At 51.5% G+C, this 21307-nt stretch carries 21 protein-coding genes; 8 read left to right on the top strand and 13 right to left on the bottom strand.

Annotated features, from left to right (window positions below):
- Positions 1–11: 11 nt before the first annotated feature.
- Complete coding sequence (locus ONV78_RS20080; RefSeq protein ID WP_216736959.1) at positions 12–1328, bottom strand: sugar ABC transporter substrate-binding protein; 1317 nt, start codon at positions 1326–1328, stop codon at positions 12–14.
- Positions 1329–1690: 362 nt separating this feature from the next.
- Between ONV78_RS20080 and ONV78_RS20075 the strand changes: the two genes are divergently transcribed.
- From ONV78_RS20075 to pbpG, 3 genes are all read left to right on the top strand, one after another.
- The gene (locus ONV78_RS20075; protein WP_279505838.1) at positions 1691–2221 is read left to right on the top strand and encodes a hypothetical protein; all 531 of its coding nucleotides are present in this window, start codon (positions 1691–1693) and stop codon (positions 2219–2221) included.
- A complete protein-coding gene (locus ONV78_RS20070; RefSeq protein WP_279505837.1) occupies positions 2214–5612 on the top strand; it encodes a hypothetical protein in 3399 nt (1132 codons plus the stop codon). Before ONV78_RS20075 ends, ONV78_RS20070 begins: the two co-directional genes overlap by 8 nt.
- 438 nt (positions 5613–6050) lie before the next feature.
- Positions 6051–6992, top strand: a complete 942-nt coding sequence (gene pbpG, locus ONV78_RS20065; protein WP_279505836.1) for a D-alanyl-D-alanine endopeptidase — start codon at positions 6051–6053, stop codon at positions 6990–6992.
- 43 nt (positions 6993–7035) lie between these two features.
- Here pbpG and ONV78_RS20060 read toward each other — a convergent pair whose 3' ends face one another.
- Entirely contained in the window at positions 7036–7539 is a 504-nt protein-coding gene (locus ONV78_RS20060; RefSeq protein ID WP_127973222.1) for a hypothetical protein, read from the bottom strand.
- Between the two features lie 104 nt (positions 7540–7643).
- Positions 7644–8429: a PhzF family phenazine biosynthesis protein gene (locus tag ONV78_RS20055; protein WP_279505833.1), complete on the bottom strand. Its 786-nt coding sequence runs from the start codon at positions 8427–8429 to the stop codon at positions 7644–7646.
- 183 nt (positions 8430–8612) lie between these two features.
- On the opposite strand from ONV78_RS20055, the gene ONV78_RS20050 reads away from it, so the two are divergent.
- Positions 8613–9080 (top strand): GNAT family N-acetyltransferase, encoded by a 468-nt coding sequence (locus ONV78_RS20050; protein WP_279505831.1) that lies wholly within the window; start codon positions 8613–8615, stop codon positions 9078–9080.
- Here the strand turns inward: ONV78_RS20050 and ONV78_RS20045 are convergent.
- The 6 genes from ONV78_RS20045 to ONV78_RS20020 form a co-directional block, all read right to left on the bottom strand.
- Positions 9037–10032: a hypothetical protein gene (locus ONV78_RS20045; RefSeq protein WP_279505829.1), complete on the bottom strand. Its 996-nt coding sequence runs from the start codon at positions 10030–10032 to the stop codon at positions 9037–9039. The genes ONV78_RS20050 and ONV78_RS20045 overlap by 44 nt on opposite strands.
- A 128-nt stretch (positions 10033–10160) precedes the next feature.
- Positions 10161–10856: a PEP-CTERM sorting domain-containing protein gene (locus ONV78_RS20040; protein WP_279505827.1), complete on the bottom strand. Its 696-nt coding sequence runs from the start codon at positions 10854–10856 to the stop codon at positions 10161–10163.
- 12 nt (positions 10857–10868) lie between these two features.
- Positions 10869–11588: a hypothetical protein gene (locus ONV78_RS20035; protein WP_279505825.1), complete on the bottom strand. Its 720-nt coding sequence runs from the start codon at positions 11586–11588 to the stop codon at positions 10869–10871.
- Positions 11589–11684: 96 nt separating this feature from the next.
- The gene (locus ONV78_RS20030; protein ID WP_279505824.1) at positions 11685–12395 is read right to left on the bottom strand and encodes a PEP-CTERM sorting domain-containing protein; all 711 of its coding nucleotides are present in this window, start codon (positions 12393–12395) and stop codon (positions 11685–11687) included.
- Between the two features lie 93 nt (positions 12396–12488).
- Positions 12489–13178 carry a hypothetical protein gene (locus ONV78_RS20025; protein WP_279505822.1) on the bottom strand — a complete coding sequence of 230 codons (690 nt, stop codon included), beginning with the start codon at positions 13176–13178 and terminating at the stop codon, positions 12489–12491.
- Positions 13179–13479: 301 nt separating this feature from the next.
- Positions 13480–13971, bottom strand: a complete 492-nt coding sequence (locus tag ONV78_RS20020; RefSeq protein WP_279505820.1) for a hypothetical protein — start codon at positions 13969–13971, stop codon at positions 13480–13482.
- A gap of 535 nt (positions 13972–14506) precedes the next feature.
- Here ONV78_RS20020 and ONV78_RS20015 point away from each other — a divergent pair.
- Entirely contained in the window at positions 14507–15502 is a 996-nt protein-coding gene (locus tag ONV78_RS20015) for a DUF4124 domain-containing protein (RefSeq protein WP_279505817.1), read from the top strand.
- On the opposite strand, the gene ONV78_RS20010 is transcribed toward ONV78_RS20015, so the two are convergent.
- On the bottom strand, positions 15499–16416 hold the full coding sequence (locus tag ONV78_RS20010; RefSeq protein WP_279505814.1) for a LysR family transcriptional regulator: 918 nt from the start codon (positions 16414–16416) through the stop codon (positions 15499–15501). The two genes, ONV78_RS20015 and ONV78_RS20010, sit on opposite strands and share 4 nt — an antisense overlap.
- A gap of 166 nt (positions 16417–16582) precedes the next feature.
- Here ONV78_RS20010 and ONV78_RS20005 point away from each other — a divergent pair, with 166 nt between their 5' ends.
- Positions 16583–17467 carry an SDR family oxidoreductase gene (locus ONV78_RS20005; protein WP_279505813.1) on the top strand — a complete coding sequence of 295 codons (885 nt, stop codon included), beginning with the start codon at positions 16583–16585 and terminating at the stop codon, positions 17465–17467.
- Positions 17468–17475: 8 nt separating this feature from the next.
- Here the strand turns inward: ONV78_RS20005 and ONV78_RS20000 are convergent, their stop codons facing one another.
- Positions 17476–18354 (bottom strand): AraC family transcriptional regulator, encoded by an 879-nt coding sequence (locus ONV78_RS20000; protein WP_279505811.1) that lies wholly within the window; start codon positions 18352–18354, stop codon positions 17476–17478.
- 174 nt (positions 18355–18528) lie between these two features.
- Between ONV78_RS20000 and ONV78_RS19995 the strand changes: the two genes are divergently transcribed.
- The gene (locus ONV78_RS19995) at positions 18529–19455 is read left to right on the top strand and encodes a DMT family transporter (protein WP_279505810.1); all 927 of its coding nucleotides are present in this window, start codon (positions 18529–18531) and stop codon (positions 19453–19455) included.
- Between the two features lie 142 nt (positions 19456–19597).
- Positions 19598–20410 (top strand): hypothetical protein, encoded by an 813-nt coding sequence (locus tag ONV78_RS19990; protein ID WP_279505808.1) that lies wholly within the window; start codon positions 19598–19600, stop codon positions 20408–20410.
- 92 nt (positions 20411–20502) lie between these two features.
- Here ONV78_RS19990 and ONV78_RS19985 read toward each other — a convergent pair whose 3' ends face one another.
- Positions 20503–20757: a zinc ribbon domain-containing protein gene (locus ONV78_RS19985; protein WP_279505806.1), complete on the bottom strand. Its 255-nt coding sequence runs from the start codon at positions 20755–20757 to the stop codon at positions 20503–20505.
- A 41-nt stretch (positions 20758–20798) separates the two neighbouring features.
- A complete protein-coding gene (locus tag ONV78_RS19980; protein WP_279505804.1) occupies positions 20799–21215 on the bottom strand; it encodes a hypothetical protein in 417 nt (138 codons plus the stop codon).
- Positions 21216–21307: the final 92 nt, after the last annotated feature.

Genomic DNA, 21307 nt, shown 5'->3' with positions numbered 1-21307 from the left:
CGAAGTGCGGATCAGTAATAGCCGGACTGACGCATCTGACGATCCGCCGATACATTGGCGGACTGCAGCGCTTTTTCAACGGACACGCTGCCCGTCAACGCCCCGGTCAACATCTGCCCGGTCGCCATGCCAATCGCCTGAAACTCGGGAATGGCTGCGAACTGCACACCGATATAGGGCGACGGCTCCAGAGTGTTGTCTTCCGGATTAGCGGAGTTAATGGCCTTGAGTTCCGCTGATGCGAATACCGCCGCTTTCAGGAACTCAGGATTTTCGTAGGTGCTGGTGCGTGTTCCAGTGGGAACCGAGCCCCATCCCTGCGTATCCGCCACCAGTTGGATATAGTCCTTGGAAGTAGCCCAGGTGACGAACTTCTGCGCTGCTTCAGCATGCTTGGTCGCGGCGGGAATAGCGAGCGACCATGCCCACAGCCAGTTGGCGCCTTTATCGGTCACAGCGACGGGTGATTGAGCGAAGGCGACTTTATCCGCAACCTTGCTCTGTTTGGGATCGCTGACGAATGACGCAGCAATAGTGGCGTCGATCCAGATGCCGCACTTGCCTTCATTGAACAACGCCAGGATCTCGTTGAAGCTGTTAGAGCTGGAGCCCGGCGGGCCGTAGTTCTTCAGCAGATCGACATAGAAGCTGACGGCGTGAGTCCAGGCTGGAGTGGTCAGCTGCGGTTTCCATTTCTCGTCGAACCAGCGCGCGCCAAATGAATTGGCCATGGTGGAGATGAACGCCATGTTATCGCCCCATCCGGATTTGCCGCGCAGGCAGATGCCGTAGACGCCATCCTTGGGCTTATGCAGCGCCGCGGCGACGTCTCTGATATGGCCCCAGGTGGGTCGGTCTTCGATGGTCATGCCCGCTTTTTCAACCAGATCCTTGCGGTACATGATCATGGAGCTTTCGCCGTAGAAAGGCGCAGCATAGAGTTTGCCGTCGACCGACAGTCCTTTACGAACCGCCGGTAGAATATCGTCCACATCATAGGACGCGTCGGTTTTGATTTCCTTCAACCAACCGCGTTTGCCCCAGATCGGCGTTTCGTACATGCCGATGGTCATCACATCGTACAAGCCGCTCTTATTGGCGATGTCCTGCGTGACGTTCTGGCGCAACACGCCTTCTTCAAGCGTCACCCATTTCAATTTGATGTCTGGATTGGCCTTTTCGAAATGGCTGCTCAGCTTCTGCATTTCGATCATGTGGCCGTTGTTGACGGTAGCGATTGTGATTTCCTCAACCGCCGACGCGAGAGATGAGATCCCCAGGGAAATGGTCGCCGCCGAAACCAGCGCAGCGCGGGATAGAAACTTCATAGGTTACCTCCGAAGAAGTGTTATTTTTATATTCAAAGGGGGCCTTAATGACTTAAAGCAGAATTACTATGCGTCAATCCAGTTTCCAACTCTAATACCTACCATCGAAAAAATTATACTTTTTTGACAAAATTTCCATGAAATCGGGATAATTTTGTAAATTCAGTACATATATAACGTAGATCTTCAGGGAATCGGCAAAGTCAGCTGGCGTTGCACAGCGTTTCTTTACCGCAGCCTAGGGTACACCCCAGGTGGCGTGCGGTTATGAGCGTCTATTATGTTTCTGCATCCGGCGCCGACCGGATGCGATAGCGACGCTCAACGCTGACCGAGCCGATTGAGGGAGTTGGAAGAAGACAATGACAAAAGTGGCGGGAAAAATCTGTGGCGTTGGTTGGGAGCTCACTCTGTATTCAGTGAGCGAGTTTGAGGAACGCGCCACCTATCAGGATATCGCCCGGCTCACCCGCTTCAAGCTGGTGTACGCCAACGATAATATCGAAGAAGAAGTCTGCGACATTGCGGACCTGAATAATCTGCTGATCCAAAATGGCGTATTCGTCAGCCATTTTTCGCCATCACAAGCCAGAGGCATGGCGGAAATACTCTGCAAGCTAAATCATATGGGAGAGCTGGTATGCGCCAACTCGCCTTACTGGGCCGGTGTCGAAGCTTACACCGGCCAGGGCCCTGACGATATCACCCCGCAAGTCACCTCGGAGTCGATCAGTTTCGTCGTATTCCGCTCCTACCTGATGTTCAAGCGCCATGGATTTTTCCTGGCCCGGGTGTCGGTTCGGGATATGTCGAAATATGAGTTATGCTGTTTGTCAGAACAAACACGCCATTCATTTATGAGACCTGCATTTCCTGGAAGTAAAAATGAATAATCCCATACTGACGCGAGACGATCTGCTGGGCGGCAAGCTGGCGGAGATCATGAGCTACTACATGCTGCAGCAGGACGCGGACAGAAAGGACTTCTTAAACATCGCCCGCAAGCAAAAAGGTAAATTCGAGGACAAAGCCAAACGCGTAGAGTCGCTTTTCGGCTACCCCGTCCCCGCTGAAGTTATCGAAGCGGAAGAGTGCATGACCGCTTATGACAGGTACAGTGGCGTCGCCCAAGACGTCTGGATGCTTGCTGGCGAAATGATGAGCCTGCCAAACAAAGTCAGCGCCAAAGACATCGCTACCTCTCTCCGTGACTTCGAACTGATTATGCGCCTGCTCACCGGGCTCGAAATTATCGGCCGGGACCCCAGCGGCGACACCTGCTTTCTCAACATGCTCCCCTCTCCTCTCGGTACGGCCCGAGTGATCGTTTATGATCACGAAACCGGGGAGCCGTCCTCCGAAGAGTACTTCTCCATCGCAGACTTCGTCGCAGACCGTTGGGAGGAGGACTGCCTTAGAGAGCCGGACGACGATGACATGGATGATGAGGACGAAGGTGATGATGAAGAGGATGAAGATGAGTACGAGGAAGACTTCCAGGAAGAAGAATGGTTCAGCAAACACTCCGACGCCGCCAAACAAGCCATTGAAGACTTCAACGCCTTCGCCGAAGCGGAAATAGAACAACGCCCTTACTACCACGACCCCAAACAATTATTCAACCGCACAGACTGGCTGCATGGCCACCCCTCCGGCCGCCCCACTTACGCCTTCGCCTCAAAAATGGATCAAGCCCCTACATTTGAGGTGTACGAGCAGGAGAAACCATTACTCGATAAAGAACCTGCGCTGGCGAACTATTGGATGCTCGCGCATTTCTTTCTGGGCAATCATGCCGCCTGTCGCGACACGATTAATCTGGTCAAACAGGCCAACGCCCTCGGAAGCATTACGCAAGCGCTGGCGGAAGCCCTGGATGAAACACTGACCGCCTTGGAAACCAAGCCGGACTCCGCACAATTCGGACGTCTGGATCATCAGAAAATAACTGACCTGATAAGCCAGACTCAAGCCAATTGCTCACCTGAGCATCTGGAGCCTGCGCACCGCGCAGCCCTGTTGGAAGCCAGAGGCGAGGCCCAGCTTAAACGGCTAAACCCCAAAGAATGCAAACAGCGTCTCGCCAGCGGCGTCGATCCGCTAACGCTGATAGCGGAATATCCTGATGACGTGGCCACCCATGACTTGGCGCTGGCCGCCCTGGGAGAACAAGACAGTGAATTCAATAAAATAGTCACCGCCTATTTCAAGGAGCGAACTGGAGACGCGTTTAATGAGTGGCCCTACAAGCGACAGCCAGAGCTTATAGACAGGCGCTTGTCACTGCCTTTGGCCGCTGCGTTTAAATCCGGGTTGAAGTACGACGCAGATCATAAAAAAGCTTACTCAGGCATCACCCTGACTCTTGGCAAGTATGACGATGACAACGCAATGGCTGCGCTGGAAGCGGCAGTATCACAACTGCCTCCAGACGATGATCGCCTTGAGTATGTCATTCAATGCTTGCAGGACAGCCAGCATCCCCGTCGCAACGAAATGATGAGCAAAGCCGCCTGGCGGCTGTTCGATATTCTGGAAGCCGCTTTGAAAAATCAGCAGGAGCAGGCCCAGCAACGCCGAGAAGAAGGCCCGACGCTGGATAATATGATCGATGTGGAGAACCATTATCTAACGGCGACGCATATATTTTTGCAGGAAGGCTCCAGCGAAGCCTTACAGGTCGCTGAAAAGCTTCTTGGTAACCGTGAGCATTTCAGGTTGTTCAAGCACATATTGGGAGACGCCTTCAGGCTCGCCGGGGACCACGACCTGAAAGAGCATGCGGAGTTCGCTAAATATTACGTAACGCGCGTCGCAGCGATTGAAGTTGACGATACTGAAATGACCATCGACGACCTCACACTGCTTAACTATATTGAGGCCGCCATCGCCTGGTGCAAGTTAGATCCTAAGGCGGCCAAAGCTACCGCTAAAAAACTATTTAAGCGCAAAACCGAGAGTCCGTATTTCGACCTGGAAATCAAGTCCGGGCAGCTCTACGCCTTGCTGGCGGATGATAAAGATAACGCTGAATTATTGAGCTGGGCGCGTCGGTTGCTGGGCAATCGCAGTAACGCCACGCGTATTTGCGGCCCCCTTCGCGCAGCGGGGGAGCTTAAGCTGACGTCGCTGATGGAGGACGTCCGTTATCACCTTTATTCTGATCACAATGACTTATTTCCCGAACAAGTTCTGCTCAAAGAAATCGCTTGGGACAGTTATCGCGCGCTCAATAAAGATGGCATCGAGGCCCCTGCTCAAAGGAAGAAAGACCAGTTCGCCCGTTATGTCGAAGTGGACAAGCTCGCTGACGCCCTGGGTCATCCTGAGAGACACGATCCGGACCATGTATGCAAGCGCATCTACAAGGAAAACCACGTCTCTCCGGAAGCCATACCTGCTTTATCCAAATATTTAACAGACCTGTTGCAATACAGTGGTGACGACACCGATAGAGTCGAAGCAAGGGAAGGCCTGCGCGCCTTACGCATTCAGGGAGTTGAGGCCCAGCCTGCATTGGCGAGCCTCCTGCAACTGGAGCATATGGCGACAGACCATTTCAACACGATTATCTACACCATGCGTTTCGTGGAGCCTGAAGCCGACTTACGCGAGTGGCTATACAGCGCGGACTTGGCTGAGCTGTTGGCGCAACTCGCCAACCCAGCGCCCCGTTTTCTACCCTGGCTGGACCTGATCGCCGCACGCGCCATCGCCCTTAATCAAAATCAGGATTCGGAGCCGTTGATCAATGCGCTCTCTCAAGCGATGGAACACCGCTTGTCATTTCCCCTGGGAGACTGGAGCGATGAAGAACCGACACTGATCAGGCTGCCGCAGATCCTGTCGCGATTCAAAGGCGATAAACGCATAGATGGCAGCTTAAAGAAACTTAAGCGCTGTGCAGACAAGGCGGGCCTGTACACCCTCGACGTCAGCCGCCTGACCCGTCGCCGCGCCCTGCCCGATGCAAACGCGTTCCAAATAAACAATGGCGAAACCATCCGTTTCAAACAGCCTATTAAAGGCCCCGACGATGACGAAGCCATCTACACGCTGACGATTACCCCCACCAGCGACAGCGTCATGTTTGAGTGCGGCGTGCATAACCTCTACTTCCGCACCTGTATGGAGGACGAGGAGTTGAAGAGCGCGGGACAGATCCCCGTCCAGAATGAAAACGCCGCGCTATCACTGGCGCAATCCATGGCGTTTGAGGCCATGATTCTTGGCTACAGTCAGGAAAAACCAGCGCCTAAAAAAGCGAAAAAACGCAGCAAGTAGATTGTTTCAACAATAAGGCGCGTCCCACCGCGCCTTTCAAATCGATATCAGCAAACAGCAAAAGCCAGTCCCACAGAAAAATGTGAAAACTGTATGAGGCTGGACTTTCTCTGCCACATAGCCAGTTTTCCACCGGAAAAAATCCAGCATATCCGTATTCATGGACGCCATTAAACAACCCTGCCCGGCGTGACCTAATCCACGCTAAACCTTTGCTTTATACCGGATTTCCCATTGACCTAAACCACATTAAAAGAAGACCATAATCTTTTGATTAAAAAGGTATAGAATTGTGTAATTTTGTCGCACCATGGGTGCAAAATCACACAATTGGTCTATGCTAGAGCAATAGACCCTGTTTAACGCCTTACACCCGTTTACGGTCGGGGTTCGTGCGGCAAGATACTTTTCAGACCTGACTACCACGTTGCGCCATTTATGAAAAACATCCTGATCGCTCTGTCTCTTTTATTCTGTTCCTCGGTTGTACTCGCTGATTCTGAAACCATTCTCCCTGAAAACCTGCAAAGTCTGGATACGGCCAACATCAGCTTGGGTTCCGTAAACGCCAAGGTGGTGGATGTGGAGAGCGGCGTTACCTTATTCGCCAAAAATCCGGAAACGGTGGCGCCCATCGCATCCATCAGCAAGCTGATGACCGCCATGGTCGTGCTGGATGCGGAGTTGCCCCTTGATGAAATGGTGACGATTACGGAAGAAGACGTCGACACCTGGAAAAATACATATTCGCGGATGCGTATCGGCGCCGTATTGCCCCGCAGCGAGCTTCTCCTGCTGGCGCTGATGTCTTCGGAAAACCGCGCTGCGCTGGCGTTGGGACGTTCATATCCTGGCGGCATGAGCGCCTTCGTCAATGCTATGAATGACAAGGCGAGAGCGCTGAACATGCGCGACTCGCGCTTTGTCGAGCCCAGCGGATTGTCCATGGAGAATGTGTCCACCGCCTCGGACTTGGTCAGAATGGTCTCCGCTGCGTCACGCTATAAACTCATCCGTGATTACACCACGACTCCCAGTCACCTGATCAAGCTTGGCGAAACGGAAAACGAAATGGAGTACCGCAACACCAACCTTTTGGTGCGCCAGGGCGAGTGGGGCATCAGACTCAGTAAAACCGGGTTTATCAATGAAGCCGGTCGTTGTCTGGTGATGCTGGCGGACGTGGGCGAACGCCCTGTGGCGATCGTGCTGCTGGATTCCTATGGCAGACGCACGCCTATCGGCGACGCCAACCGCATCAAACAATGGATGGTCACTGGAAAAAGCGCGCCCGTCGCGGGTGCGGCGCTCAAATACGAACAGGAGAAAAACTCCGGCGTATTCCAGACCGCTGCAATGGATGACGACACACAAAGCTAAGGGTCTTTGACTGCGGCGACTCCATCGCGCCGCAGTCTCCGTCTCAGGGAAACAGCTGTACGATACCGCTTTCCGCCTTCATATCCGCCACCATCCAAATCTGCTCAAAAGGGTGACTGTCCGGCACCTGAATACAATGCTGCAAACCTCGAATCTCATCAGCGCGCCAAGCTGGATGAGCGTTGCGGATGACCAGCCATACGCGCTCGCTTTTGTATGTCTTCAAGGCTTTGTTGGCGAGTATGCGGTTCAGCGCTCGCAACAAACGTCCGTCGGCGTCCGATTCCTCCAGCATCTGCAGCTCATGAAGCGTATTACGGTCCAGGTCGCGCCCCAGTAGTTGCATGGCTTCCTTTTCTGAGCCATACAAATGCGCGATTTCCATATCCAGACGCTCACCGTTCAGAAAACAGGAAACATCCGGCTTGATCGGCTGGTTGTGCCAGATATGCCGGATTGGCGTTCCCGTCAGCCGCTCATAACACCGCATGAACAAACGGGCTGCATCATGTTCAAGCACCAGTTTTTCCGATTCGCCAGGAGTCATCCGCTATCGCCGCTATCTCAACAAAAATCAAAAATCTGTGTCGGATAATGGCATAACCGGCGCAAAAGAAAAACGCTTCTTGGAGCAGACGAAAACGCACTTGATCAGATCGAGATAACGCCTCTCAGATAGGTCACTGCCGATCCGGACATCAGCACTCTGTCGCCGGCCACTTCACAGTCCAGACGACCTCCACGCTGGGACAACTGCGCCGCGGTCAACGAAGTCTTGCCAAGCCGGGCCGCCCAGTACGGAGCCAGAGTGCAATGCGCGGACCCAGTGACCGGGTCTTCGAAAATGTGCGCCTGGGGCGTAAAAAACCGGGAGACAAAATCAACCTCTTTGCCCGGCGCTGTCGCCACTACGCCGCCAGGGTCCAGGTTAATGCGGTCCATCAACACTCGATCTGGCTGCAGCGCCCGAATCGCGTCCTCATCGGCGTACACCAGCACGATGTCCCGTGCGCGCAAGACTTCCAGCGGCTGGATATTAAGCGACTCCAGCACCTCAACCGGCGCTGTCGCCACACTCGGCGGCCGGGCGGGAAAGTCCAGGGTCAACCGTCCATCTCTCCTGGTCACTCGCAATTCTCCGCTAAGGGAACGGAATACCATGGCGTCACGCTCATAACCGAGATGCGTCGTCAAAACATGAGCAGATGCGAGGGTTGCATGGCCGCATAAGTCCATCTCTATTTCCGGCGTAAACCAACGCAGATGAAAGGCATCCCCTTCCCGCACAAAAAAGGCCGTTTCCGCCAAGGCGTTTTCCTGTGCGATCTTCAACAGCACAGAGTCAGGCAACCAGACCTCCAATGGACACACCGCCGCGGAATTACCGCCAAAGACTTCATCGGTAAAGGCGTCAACCTGAAAAAGCTTTATATCCATCATTCTCCTCGCTGAGTGACTTCTTTCAAAAAGCGGACAACAAGATCCCTGACGTCTTTTTCGACAGACGTGGAATCAAATCCGACGGACTCCAATAATCATTTGCAGAACAGCAGCTTGCAACTTAATCTTGCGATCTGTATAGCCAACAGGCAGGACGTGACAAAATCAGGGGCGCACACCATGGAAATCAAACTTTATTCCGCTATCCACAAACAGGATTGCCTTCGTGTTTTCGACAGCAATCTCGACAAATATTTCGCGCCTCATGAAAGAGAACAATTCGTTGAGTTCTTAGATAGCGTGACCCAGGCTGACGATAATCAGTATTACGTCGCCCTGCAGGATGGCCTGCTCGTAGGATGCGGCGGACTGCGCCTGTATCAGGATACGGTCTATTTATCCTGGGGCATGCTCGCCAGAACAAAGCATAAAACGGGGTTGGGCGAACAACTGTTACGGCATCGGCTGGAGCAGGCAACTCGTCTGCATCCTGGAAAAGAGATTGTGATTGAAACCTCACAACACACCCAAGGCTTCTTCGCCCGCTATGGCTTTGCAATAGAAAAGTCAGAGACCGACGGATTTGGCGAGGGTATCGATAGAGTCACGATGCGTCTGAACGACCAGATGCATTCACCCCGGAAGTAGAGCCTCCCGGGTCGGACATTGCCTCCAGTTTCGCTCGAAGCTCCTCCGGCCCATACTTCCTGACCTGTTCTTGCAAGCCGCCAGGTCGCGCCTGTCCTATCACCAGCCCACATGACAAACATGCACATATTCGGCGATCCATTAGAGCCGGCGAATTGCTTAGCCTTTGACGTATACCTTTCGCTTTGGCGTCGTCGAGTTCAAGCGGAACAGCATTCGCATACAGCAACCCTCCCGCTAATATCAACTCACCAGCACATCGGGGACAAACAGAGAAAGAAAGTTCTGGAAGCGCTTTATAACCTCGATACTCATGAATATTTCCGCCATGAACATGAGGCTCAGCTTCTTCACTTGGCGTAAAGTACTCCTGCTGGCGTTCAAGCGCCTCCGTCTCTGTTTTCTCGTTAATGACCTCTCCCACCAATTCCGCCTGCGCGCCCGCCGGCAAAGCTTGAAAAATGTCATACAAGCGAGATTTATCCAGGCTCTGATAGTGCGCTTTATTCAACAGGAAAGTATTTTGTAAGTCGCTTAGAAACTCATTCACGGCGGCGGAAGCGCCCAGCTCAATACGCCCCTCAGAGGTAACTAGCGCGAGGTTAAAGCCTCGCCTACCAATGTAATAAATATCTTTGGCCTCTAGCGTTCTTTCAGTAATAGGCTCATCAGAAAAGTAACCGTTATAAGTCAACCGAACCGCATTATCTTGCAACGCAATGCCGGAAATAGCGCCTCGGCGTATAAAACGAAGCAACTGCACCGACCAGACAAATAGGAAAACGACGAAAAGCTCCGTCCCATGCTTCTCCAGATAGGGAAGCCACTCAAAAACCCTGTTTCGCCATGGCCCAAAAAACACCATCCACACCGCCACCAAAACAAAGGCGTGAAGAAGACAGCGCTTTAACAGCTGATTGACTTGGTTGGATAAGCGGTATTCTTTGTGCATTGCAACAGCTCATTGGCGCGTGATTTCAAGATATATTAGCCGCTATAGAGAATTTAAGCCTTGCAAATAGCCGAGGTGAAAACAAATAAAGAGGCCTTTGGCCTCTTTATTGATAAGAAAGGATAAAATCAGGCTCGTTTCAGGCGTCTGGCGACCAGTCCAATACCACCCAACAACAACATCGCGTATGTAGCTGGCTCAGGAGCCTCTCGAAAAACAAAGTAATCACTGTTATAGGTTGAGCCATACCGGTAAGTCATCTCGCCAAACTCATTATACCCTTCAAGATACATATAATTACCTGAATTAGGGCCATCTCCATCAACTGGAAGAGAAAACAATGGGCCGGTAATAGTATCTCTTATTCCATCATATGCTTGATAGCCAATTTTTACTTTATCGCCGCTATCTGTTTCTAACCATGCAGAGAATGACATATCATAATACTCGGAATGAAACTCAGTCCCATCTTCTTCCGCGTACTGAACATAACCACTTATAGTTATGTTATTAGAGCCACTATCACTCAGGTGATAACGATCCCCTCCTAATATAAAGGAAAACTCAGAAAACGCATTATCATAGCTACCAGAATAATGCATAAAATTATATTTTTCGTCCTTGTAGCTATACTCAGAAACTGATGCGTTTGAGTTGAACTGAAAAAATCCAGAGAACACATCATCACCAGTTTGATATGGACCATTTCCAATCTCTAATGTATCGAAGACACCATTTAAGTCCGTTTCAATAAGAGCAGAATGCGCTGAAAAAGAAGCGCCAAAAGCACAGATAGATGTCAGAAAAATTGTAGTTAATTTCATCGGTTACTCCATTTAAATTTTATACTTTCTAACTACCAATCCAATCAGGCCAAGGAAAATTGACAAGATAGACGCTGGCTCAGAAACCACTTTAAAGCCATCACCTTCATTGCACCCTGAACATGAATTTATTTTATACAGAAGCTGTTCGTCCTTATCATATCCTTCAAAGGATATCCATGCAGAGGATGGCGCATATCCTCCTGTTGGCAGTGCATGAAGCACACCACTACTCACATCAAAATCTCTATACGCCCCTGCCCCCATATAGCTGACCTTCAGTTTATTACCACCCTCATCTTCCAACCAGGCAGAGAAAGAAAAGTCATAATATTCGCCTCCGAATACGCCGACATCTTTAACAGAATTAGCCATTCCGTTTATTGTGACGGTATTAACCTTATCTTTATCCAGATAAAATCTGTCATCCCCCACTAACAGGCTAAACTGAGACAGGGCATTATTATAGGCGCCTAAATAAGTCACTTCCGTTTCTTCGCCACTACCGCCGGGATATTCAAAGTAATCATAATTGGTATAGGTAACGGGCGTTAATGAATCAAATTTCACCGAGCCAGAGAAAATATAACCCCCCCACAACTCATAGGGTGAATCGCCAAATTCCACTTCATGAAAGAAACCTTCAAAATTTGTTTCAATCAACGCAGCGTTAGCTTGAAAAGCCAGACCTAAAACACAAGGAACAGATAAAAGAGCCGTAGATATCTTCATTGCCAATCCTATTGAGCGTCCATATGAATAATAAGACTCTGATTTCTCAGAAATAAGCCACCCCAGCGGATACCAGGGCGGCAAATCATTAGATTATTACGCCTTTATAAACCGTCTTGCGGTTAATCCCGCAATCCCTATTAGCAACATTGAAGCGGTATAAGGCTCAGGGACCTTTTTAAACTCGTAGCTAGCGCTATCTGAGGATATTGACTTAATCTTATAAGTCATGTTTCCACTTGCATCGTACCCTTCAAGATCAATTCCAGTCATACTGGATGGGCCATACCCATCGGTAGGCAAAGCATAGAGAACATCGCTACCTGGGCCCTTTTCTCTATATGCATCTGATCCCAGATAGCTTATTTTCACTTTTTTACCATCAACCGACTCCAGCCATGCCGAAAAGGAAAATGTATAATAGTTGTATCCAGACATATTTCCTTCTTCGTCATAAGTTACATATCCAGCAACCGTCACATCATTGGAAGCAGCCCCATCAAGATGATACTTATCTCCACCAATCAGAAAGCTAAAGTCTGTAATTGCATTATTGTACTTCCCTGAATAATCCACCCATACATCGCCAGAGTGATTAGTAGACTCAGTACTGTATTCAGAAACAGGCGTACGCGAATCAAGCTGAATGGTTCCATAAAAAATATCGCCCCAAATCTCATAAGGGGAGTCGCCAGATTCCACTTCGCTAAAAACACCTTCGAAGTCCATTTCAACCAGGGCCGCATTGGCTTGGAAGGCAATACCGGAAAATATAGATACGGATAAAAGAGTAGTAGTAAGCTTCATTATCATTCCTATTGATCTTACGAGAGAACAAACAAAATTATATTTTTGAGGGGAACCACTTTGCTGAATGCAAAGCGGCATATACGTCATCGTTTAGACTTTCTTCAGGCGTCGAGCCGCCAGTCCTGCAACGCCCATCAGCAAGATGGTCGCCGTATAAGGCTCAGGAACCTTTTTGAACTCAGAAGCATTTATATAGCCATTGCTTGGAGTAAAAAGGGTATATTGGAGTTCGCCATCGTTATCGTATGCTTCAGCGGTGAACCATATGCCGGAGCCGCCGGAGCCACTCTCAGGCAGGGCGTCCAATATATAGTCTGGGTATTCCGGGTAATCGATCATTCCTCTAAATGCATCCGGCGCTTTAAAGGAGACCTTCAGACTCGTGCCGCTTTCTGAAGTCAACCAAGCTGTAACGTCGAAGTTAAAGTTTAGCGCTGCGCTAGTGTCACTTGTCACTTCGATTTGATTTTCTTTCGAAGCATCAAAAGCAAAATTATCGCCGTTGATGTTTAACTTCATATCCGTCAACGCATTCAGGTATAAGCCATGTGTGACAACCACAGGACCTTCAACTATATCAACGGGGTCTAAATCAGGGGAGTTTGAGTCAAACTGAATTTTTCCAGTCACCGGATCCGCATAAGAATATGGCGCGCTACCAGCGCCATTCGTCACAGTGTCGACTACGCCTTCAAAGCCGAGTTCAATCAGGGCCGCATTAGCTTGCCCAGCCAATCCCGCAGCCATCGCTGCGCACAGTAAAGTTCTGGAGAGTTTCATTATCAATCCTATTGATCTTCCATATGATCGTGAGACATGCCGACACTCCGTCAATGGACGTTCCGTAAGGTGTCAAAAGCAAACTCACGAGGGTTAATATCGCCAACGCCAATACAACCCAAATTTGGCGCGAGACGGTATCTTGCATCGCAACGACGCAGGATTTATTTATTGGCGTGAAGAGAAGTCGAATTGGCTTGTAGAGGGCTCTACAGCCGATAAGTTATTATGTTATTTCAAGCACTATAATGTATCGCCGAGGGACATTCAACGCATTGTTTTCAGGTGATATTTTGTCACTTTATACTGCAAATCCGTCCCCCCCAAAAGACGGGTTATGGCGACAAAAAGCAGCGAATAGCGTGACCGTCTTCTCATTGAGAATGAATCTGCGCCCCCTTATTCCCAACATAACAAGCAACGCAGTATGCAGAAGCGTATTAGTGGCTGGCTCAGGGATTACTATCAACCTTTCATACCGGTCCGCATCGTTGTTAACGCCAGATGCATAGTACAACTCCCGCGTATCAGCACGCTTGGAGTATGAGAAGTTCGAACTTGTGAGTCCCGCCCTAGATGAAGCAGAAGTCGCAATGGCCCGAATCAGGTTGCGTGGCGCTATATCTCCGGCAAAAGGCGTATATCGCCACTCATCCGTTGACAACAAATGATCGCCAGCTAATCCATCGTGATGAATCTCCGTAATAGCAGGAGCGACATTAAATGTGGGCAAAGCATAGGCGGGGGTCAGTGTGGGTAATAGCGCCAGGGCGATTGTCGCGATGTATCTCATATCCTTCTCCGTGTTTCCCTTGATTCCTGATTTGCGTCATCGCTCTTTCCGCAACGTACTTTATTTTCAAAGAGCCTTGGCAATACCGGGCTCTTTATAGCGCAAGAGGGCGTCAGTTTTTATGATGGACATCAAGCTGACGCGTTAGGTCCGTTGACGCAAACCTCTTCTCAATCCAACTATCGTGTCTGGTTTGAGACTGCTCAGGCGGTGAAGGAAAGTCCGACGACCCCATGTCTTGGACGGGGTCTGTTTATTAGGGAGCCTCTGAAAAACGTTGGCGGCCGCAGGTAGTTTTTCATAGGCTCCTTAGTAATTGAATCTCCAATTTAGAGAATATACCGATTACCTTCAAGCACGGGTTAGACTATGTTTTCACAGCGCAGAGCCCGCATATAGCGGATATTTATGACCAAACAAAACGTGACATTTGCTATTATTTTATCTTCAAAGATGTGCTTATAATTCCGTAACTTAATAGTCGTTAGTAGTCAGCCGCAAAATTGCTGAGTCAGTGTCGCACAGGACTGTTTATATGCGCTGTTCACTTCAAACTGCGATGGGATTCTCAAGACGCCAGCAGACCTCCCCCCATTCATCAATGACGCATGTTTTGATGATGCTGATTCCCGTCGTCTTATTCACGCTTTCAATAAACAGCAGGGCTGAAATCTACAAATGGACCGACGCCAAAGGCACTGTGCACTATTCCGACGCCGCTCCTGCTGAAAGCGACGCGCAGGTTATTACTCCCACATCCGCCATTGACGGCGTCAGGCTGCTGTCCGATGAGGCCAAAGCGCGTTTTAAAAATCTCCCTTCAGAGCCAGAGCAAACCAATGCGCCCAGCTCAAACCCTGTCGTTAATGTGTCTGAGTCAGTCAAAACTGAGGATATCCTTTGCGATGACGTTAATGGCGACTGTTTTTCCGAACAGGACACCCGCGTCTGTAAGCTGCGATTCGGCAAGCCCTGCGAAGAGGTTTATCTCTGGAAAGTCTGCGCCTTACAGAAAGTTTGTACGACTGACCGTTGCGATAACGCGCGTTTTGTTATCGATTGGCGTCCCCCTGTCGTGGGTGTTCGAGATCTCGGGCGTTCACTCCCCCTGCGCGCCAATGTCTCCGACAAAGACTGGAGCTGCTTGCAACACAGTGGCTTCTATTGCGATGAGCTGGCTCTGGAGTCGCAATGCCAGAAGGATTATCGGGAAAGCTGCGGCGCCGTTCGCGACTGGCTGCTCAACGCGCCCGAAAAGTGTGAGGCGGATAAAAACGTGGATTGCGGCGAGCTCGACACTCTGATCAAGTATCGCCCGGTTTCTGAGGAGGAGCGCCTCAAGCTCGGCGCCACCAACGCCAGTGGCGGCCATTTCGCACGCGACCTGCTTATGGAGAAAGTCGAGCAGAAGAAGAATGAACTCTCTGACGAAGCCTTACAGGCCGTATTGGATAAACTTCCGGGTATTGGCCGCCATAGCTTTCGCAGAGACATCAGTTGCTCTCTGAAGTCCTGGCGACGCTACCGCTAGCCCAATATGTCATCGTTCCAGGGCGGCGTATCGCCAAAGCGCTCCACCAAAAAGTCCAGCAGCGTGCGCAAGGTTGCGGGCATGTGCTTGCGGGACTGATAGACGCCGAACATGCCCAATCGCAGCGCCTCCCAATCGGTTAGTAGCGCAGTTAACTCTCCACGCTTTACATAATCCGTCACCATATAAGTTGGTAACATGGCGATCCCCGCGCCCGCAGCACAGGCGTTGGTCAACGCCAGTACTTCGTTGGCGCTAAGGTTACCTGTCACTTCAGCAGCGTCGACAGCGCCGGTCTTCTTATGGGTAAAGCGCCACTGACTTTTGCCAAAGTGCGAGTATGTCAGACAGTTATGCTCCGTTAACTCTCTTGGCGTTTTGGGCGCGCCCCGCTCTTTGAGATATTGCGGGGAAGCGCAGATGACAGAACGGCAGTCCGTCAGTTTGCGGGCGATCAGGTTGGGGTCGAGGTCGTTCGTGGTGCGTATGGCCAGATCAATACGCTCTTCTATCAGATTAACGCTACGATCAAGCAGTTGCATGTCCACACGGGTTTTCGGGTAACGCTTGAGATATTCCGCCACCACCGGCGCCAAATGCACTTGTCCGAAGGCCACACTTGTCGTGATTCGAATCAGCCCATAGGGCTCGGTCTCCCGTTTACCCGCGACGGCTTCCACGTCATCGGTCAGGTCCAGGATCTGCCGGCAGCGCAACAGGCAGGCTTCTCCCGCCTCAGTCAAAGAGATGCGCCGGGTCGAGCGGTTTAGCAGGCGCGCGCCCAGCCAGCTTTCGAGTTCATTCACATAACGGGTGGTCATCGCCCGCGACATGTCCAGATTATCCGCCGCCGCAGTAAAACTTTTGCGGGCGGCGACCTCGGCGAACACTTGCATAGCCGTCAGTCTATCCATCTTCAGCGTCTCCCCGGTATGTGAACGGAAACTTTATTTGTTCAATTCAAGCAACAAAGAAGGTCATTTTACTGCATTTATTGGGCGCATAAAGAAAATTATAGTGTGTCCATCTTTTAGCCATACCGGCTTTCGCTTAGTAACAAGACTATATGAGGAGCAGACTATGAACACATCGATTCCTTCTACCCGCAAAATCGTTATCACTGGCGCCAGCGGACGCTTGGGCTCACTGGTCGCAAAAGCGTTGATAGCGCGCGCAGGCGACGCAGATCAATTGACCTTCTCCGCACGCGCTCCTGAAAAAATCGCCGCGCTGGCTGCGCCGGGCAATGAAATAGTCAAAGCGGACTTCGACCAGCCAGAGACCTTGCTAACCGCTTTCACCGGCGCCGACACCGTGCTGATCATCTCCGGCGACGCCCCTGTAGATGTGCGCATTCGCCAACACCGCAACGCTATCGACGCCGCCAGGAAAGTGGGAGTCAAACGCGTGGTTTACACCAGCTTCGTCAACCCAACCGCAGAAAGTCCGTTCACTTTCGCTCGCATTCATGAGGACACAGAACAGTACCTGAAGAAATCCGGGTTGCAGTACAGCATCCTGCGCAACAACCAATATATCGCCAACCTGAGCTCAGGTCTGGCGCACTCGAAAGAAACCAACCAATTGGCGCAGCCTGGCGCAGCCGGCAAAGTGGCGTTTATTACTCATGAAGATATCGCCGACGCCATCGCCGCTGTGTTGCTGGAGTCAGGACACGAAGGCCGCACTTACGAGCTGACTGGTCCTGAGGCGTTGAGTCTGTATGACGTCGCAGACATCCTGGGCGAAGCTCGGGGCGCGCAGGTAACGGTTATTGAGGCGGAGCCAGCGGGATTTGGTGAAATACTGCAGTCAGTTGGCTTACCGCCATTCATGGTGGAGGCGTTGCTGGGCATTTTCGCCGCCACCAAACAGAACGAATATGCGGCAGTATCCGGCGATATCGAACGCATCCTGGGGCGCAAACCACAGTCTGTGCGCGACTATATCAAGTCTTTCGCATAAGCCGTGACTCAAGGGAGCCTCGTCTGGCGACGATAGCTCCCCGGCGTAACGCCCGCCATTTGCTTGAACGCCCGTGTAAAGTGGCTTTGATTGGCGAATCCGCATATTAAAGCCGCTTCCGACAGATCCACGCCTTGCGCAAGAAGCTCTCTCGCCGCGTTAATGCGCAGCCGGCGCAGGTACTGATGCGGCGCCTCCGCCATGGTGACTTTGAACATCCTGGCGAAGTGGAAAGGACTGAGCCCCGCCACCAACGCGAGGCGCTCCAGAGACAGATCTTCGCCAAAATGCGCCTGCATATACTCCAGCACTTTTCTTTTGGTCGCTGGCGCAAGTCCGCCTTTGTAAGCCGCTTCAGGTTTGCGAAAAACCGCATAACGACGCAGCACGTGCGCCATCATCTCATAACTGATTTGCTGCAGCGCCAGATTGTCCGCGCCCATCAATCCTTCCGGTTGCAGAGCCGCGATATGCCCCAGTCTCGCCAGCTCCGGATCGTCCGCATAAGCCAGGTCCGGCAGTTCTACGCGACGAGGGTCCATATCCCATAAGCTCAACGCCATCTGCTTGAAGCTGGCCTCAGAAAAATAGAGATGCGCGAACTCCAGGGGACCGCTGACTTGCCATGTAGAGTCGTGCTCCGCCGGCATCAGGCAGATTTTACCTGGGCCACCGTAACGTTCGGGCGCATCGATACGGCAGGTTTCCGTCCCGCCACGCAAATAGATACTCAAGGTGTGGTGTCCCACCATCTGATAGCGCACCCGGTCCTGCCGGTTCGCCCAACGCGCCAGCGCCAGATCCTCATTCAGGCGCAAATAATCCAGTCGTGTTGCGGACGAACGACTCAAGGTGAGATCAACGCTATTGGTGAAGGATTTACGCATAACATGACAACAAATGGGGTTAACTCAGAAATTAACCGGTCGATGATTGACTGGCAAGCCAGCGACAGTCAGAAATGCGCAAGATTATGCAAAAAGAGCAATTTCAGAAAAGACGCAATCTCTCGGGCTTATTAACCTTTCACGCATCAATGTCATGCATGATGGGAAGCATCTATGAACGCCCTGCTCTATCTGACCACCGTCCTCATTTGGGGAACCACCTGGATCGCCATCCATTTGCAACTGGGTTCAACGCCGGTTTTGACGTCAGTGTTCTTCCGCTTTGCGTTGGCGGGGAGCCTGTTATTGCCAATCCTGCTGCTATGCCGCCGCCTACAGTCTACGCGGACGGTGGACCACCTGTTTTTTCTGCTTCAGGGCGCCTGCCTGTTTTCCCTGAACTTCATCTGCTTTTACAACGCCGCTCAGTATGTGGCGAGCGGCGTCATTTCAGTTGTCTTTTCCGCCGCCACCCTCTACAACGCATTCAATAGCTGGATGATATGGAAAGAAAAGCCCGCCGGACGGGTTTATGTGGCCGGCGCCGTCGGCGTACTGGGACTGACTTTGCTGTTCTGGCGCGAACTGGGCGTCAATACGCTGTCTACTGAGGCGCTGACCGGCTTGGGGCTGGCGGCAGTGGGCGCTTACTTCTTCTCTCTGGGCAATATGATCAGCGTGCGGCACAGCCGTCAGGGTCTGACGCCTCTGACCAGCAACGCCTTCGCCATGCTGTACGGCGCCGCGATTCTTTTGACGCTTATCTGCGTTTCCGATACCCCCATCGTTTGGGATGAGCGGCCAGCGTACCTCTACAGTCTGCTCTATCTGGCTATCCCTGGAAGCATTGTAGGATTCACCGCTTACCTGATGCTGGTGTCACGCATCGGCGCCAACAACGCCGCCTACGCGACGGTGTTATTCCCGGTAGTCGCCTTGAGCCTGTCGTCTATTTATGAAGGATACGAATGGGATGGGTGGAATATCGCAGGACTGATCCTGGTGCTGTCGGGCAATCTCATTCTGCAAGGCTCTGTCGATAAAATCCGCAAGTTTTTGCGCGCCCGCAGCGAAGTCGCCGCCAACCCGCACAGCCCCTGATGGCGAGGGCTGGCGGCGTTCACAGAATTGAGCGCCGCTCGTTAAAAATGATTCGAATTTAAATAAGTTCATTGTATGATCTGCGGTCCAACATTTACTGACAAAATAATAACAATTCGGAACAATTCGCAGGATCGCCGCAATGAATACAACCCGTACGCCGCCAACGGCGGTGGACCCTTTTCGGGTCGAAGAAAAGCTGACGCTGTCAGTCGTCATCGATAACCCTGACGCTGATTGGCGTAAAGGACAAGCCGTCATATTTAAACGCGCGCTGGAAGCCAGCGCAGGCTCCGATGTGCTGGAAGCGCGCCTGGATACCGGGACGCGCCTGGGACAGATCTGCAATACGCTGATCGCCAAATACCTGCAGGCCGGCGGAAAGGCACGCGCCAAGATCATCAACCGTCCTGGTTTGTCCTTTCTGCCCGCCAAGAAAGGCCAGTTGAAAACCGCCCTGATAGAGGTGCGCCCGGATGGGCTGGACTGGAGCCTGATCGACCCGATCATCCAGCGTGATAATGAGATCGCCTACAAAATTACAGAGGCGGCTCATTTCAGCAAGCGCCAGCCCAGCATCGCGCTGGCTTTCTATCAGGACGCCATCAACGACATTATTGATTTGCATTTTGAAAACCCGTTGGCGGATCACTGGCGCCGCGTGATTTTCCCGGTCAACGAACTCTCTGCGTTACTGGAAAGTCAAAAGGAATATAAGCGCGCCTATGAGACCATTCGGGCCTATGAAGCTTTTGACGATAAGCTGGGGTTGCCGCCGGAAGAAATGGCGCAATTACAAAAACGCAAACGCCGTCTGAAAAATGAATTACGCCTGAATGATGGAGAACTCAAACAAGGCTCTCCTCTTTACTCCAAACAAATGGAGGAAGTGCGACGCCTGGCGGTGGACAACACCGTGACTAATTTGCATTACTTCTCCAAGAACGAGGGATAGCGCTTTCGCTTCCCTCTACTTTGACTGAGCCGCTCTGCTCACCACATCCTGCTGGCGCTATCGCCGCCCTCTTACTTATCCTGTCTATCCGACTACTTTGACCAACGCTCTAACTTGGGAATCCCGCGCGTAAACAGCCAACCGATGATTCTGGGATACCCCATCTCTTTCATTTTCTCAATGCAGAATGCCTGCATATCCTGTGCGGAAAAGCTGGGCTGGGTGAAGGCTCCATCGACGAAACAATAGCTACAGTATTTCTCGCTACGGCGGCCATCGGCTTCCGTTCCACCGCCTTTGGGGTCCTGCTTCATCGGCATACCGCAGCTTTGACACTGATTTTTCATAACCTGTTTTCTCCGTGCAACGCAATAATCAATGCGCCGGACTATCGAGACATTTCAGACATGATGTGAACTCTGACGTGCTCACGGTCGGCATAGCTGTATCGCAGCACATACTCGCGCCAATAGGTGGGCTCTTCCGATGAAAGCTCAATGAGTTCGCGTTCTGCATTGTGGATGATATGCAGCCCAATCAAATACTCCGAGACGCGCTTATCCGCTCTCAACGTATCGATAATATAGGCGACCTCAAACTCCATGCCTTCGTAGCGAAGGGTTTCGCCGTAGCGCAAAGACAGCTCCATCGTACCCTGCCCCCATGCCCTGTGCGTAGCGAATAAAAGCATGATCATAGCAACGATTAATGGCTTCACGATTTGCGTTCGCACCTTGAACATCGCTCCAGGCTCTACCGTAGCACGGCCGTATGACCAACCCCGTAATGCGGCCAGATGGCTCATACACCCTGTTACATCGGTGAGTGGGCGCTCCTGCGCCATTGTCCGCAGCGACCAATGTGAGAAGTGTAATACGCCAACTAGAATCAGGAAAT

Source organism: Hahella sp. CR1 (genome assembly GCF_029813005.1).
Lineage (GTDB): Bacteria > Pseudomonadota > Gammaproteobacteria > Pseudomonadales > Oleiphilaceae > Hahella.
This window is presented reverse-complemented; position numbering and strand designations above follow the sequence as displayed.